The sequence below is a fragment of the Thiolapillus sp. genome (genome assembly GCF_048562965.1).
Taxonomy (GTDB): domain Bacteria; phylum Pseudomonadota; class Gammaproteobacteria; order Chromatiales; family Chromatiaceae; genus Thiolapillus; species Thiolapillus brandeum_A.
This window is the reverse complement of the sequence record NZ_JBHNMF010000920.1, coordinates 1-1,130: the sequence shown is the minus strand read 5'-3', so window position 1 is coordinate 1,130 and position 1,130 is coordinate 1. Positions and strand designations below refer to the sequence as shown.

The 1,130-nt window shown below is 57.5% G+C and carries 2 protein-coding genes; one reads left to right on the top strand and one right to left on the bottom strand.

Annotation, left to right across the window (positions count from 1 at the left end):
• Nucleotides 1–210: helix-turn-helix domain-containing protein (locus tag ACOCD2_RS21210; RefSeq protein WP_293653444.1), on the bottom strand; the 210-nt coding region annotated here is incomplete at its 3' end.
• A 56-nt stretch (nucleotides 211–266) separates the two neighbouring features.
• Between ACOCD2_RS21210 and ACOCD2_RS21205 the strand changes: the two genes are divergently transcribed.
• Nucleotides 267–944: a transposase gene (locus ACOCD2_RS21205; RefSeq protein WP_293644165.1), complete on the top strand. Its 678-nt coding sequence runs from the start codon at nucleotides 267–269 to the stop codon at nucleotides 942–944.
• Nucleotides 945–1,130 lie beyond the last annotated feature (186 nt).

The following is a 1,130-nucleotide window of genomic DNA, read 5'->3' as shown; positions in this document are numbered from 1 at the left end:
CACAAAGGCCTGGGTCAGTGCGGGACGGGCCTGTTTCCAGTGCTTCACAAAACGCTGTACGCTGTCGTAAGCCCCGACATAGCCCGCGCCCTGAAGGTCCTCAAACAGACGGCGGGCGGTATTGCGCGACAGGTTAAAACGACGGGCAATCTCACTGATGGTTTCACCGTTCACTTCATGACGGCGACGAATCTTGGCAATGGTTTCCATGCATAACAATCCCAGGTTACTCCGGTAAAAAACCGGAGGATGACAGACTTCAGGGGGTGGTCAAAATTCGACGCTGTTTCCCCCAAATTCCTGGTCAGTTTTGCACGCTGATTAACAACGTAGGCTATGTTCTGGGTCTGGCGCGCAACAAGCGTCTGCAACGGGCCTTGGGCAAAGAAATGGAAGAGGCCCGCCTGGCCTGTGAGCGCACCGGCGAGGCCGCCCGGTGTTTCCGTGACTTCCGCTACCGCACGCGCAAATCCTGGTCCTGTGAACGGCGGGTGATCGGCAAGGCCGAATACCTGCCAGGTAAGGCCAATCCGCGTTTTGTCGTTACCAGCCTCAGTTCCAACGAGGCCGATGCCCAGTCGCTTTACGAAGAACGCTACTGTGCCCGAGGGGAAATGGAGAACCGTATCAAGGAACAACAACTGGGGCTGTTTGCTGATCGCACCAGTAGTGCCACCTTACGGGCGAACCAACTGCGGCTGTACTTCTCTTCCTTTGCCTATGTCCTGCTGCATGGCCTGCGCCGGCTGGGGCTGACCGGTACGGCGTTCGCCAAGGCCCAGAGCACGACGATCCGCCTGAAGCTGCTGAAAATCGGTGCCCGCCTGCGCCTGACAGCGCGCAAGGTCTGGCTGTCCTTCTCGGAAGCGTATCCCTACGCCAGTGATATTGCCCAGATCCTGGCCAATCTCAAGCAGCATCCTGCTTGGTCGCCGCCTGGATAGGTTCTTCCGTCCCCGACAACATCGGCTCAAAGAATCAGTCCTGGGTGCTGAGGGACTGGTGCGTCTGTTCTGTCAAAAAAACATCCTCCAGAGCTCCTGAGAGAGCGAAAAACACGAGAATCTCTTCTCCTGGCGAGTGCCTTGGCACGAGAAATTGGCTATCGAGCTATCTTGGCCACGTCCCGG